Origin of the sequence: Desulforhopalus vacuolatus, assembly GCF_016918505.1 — a bacterium.
GTDB lineage: Bacteria > Desulfobacterota > Desulfobulbia > Desulfobulbales > Desulfocapsaceae > Desulforhopalus > Desulforhopalus vacuolatus.
The window spans coordinates 1-234 of record NZ_JAFFPZ010000165.1 but is presented as its reverse complement, the minus strand read 5'-3'; the positions used below and the strand labels follow the sequence as shown (position 1 = coordinate 234).

1 pseudogene is annotated in these 234 nt (G+C 45.7%); it reads right to left on the bottom strand.

The features are described from left to right. Window positions 1–234, bottom strand: a pseudogene (locus JWG39_RS16355) (IS1634 family transposase); the annotation flags it as partial.

The following is a 234-nucleotide window of genomic DNA, read 5'->3' as shown; positions in this document are numbered from 1 at the left end:
CAACCTGGTCATTTCTTTTGACAAAGACAGGATCTAAGGAGAGCGGAGCTCCCTTGAGACGATGAAATCCTCTTTCGATTGTCCACTCGTCGCGGTATGTGAGCACTGCGTTTTCAAAGCTCAACTGATCAGGAGATTCGTTTGTGACGTACGCTTTCCAACCCAATGTTTTCTCTAATTCAGTGATTGCATCCTCCTGTTTTTCCACGGATGTAATCTGGTATCGGACTTGTG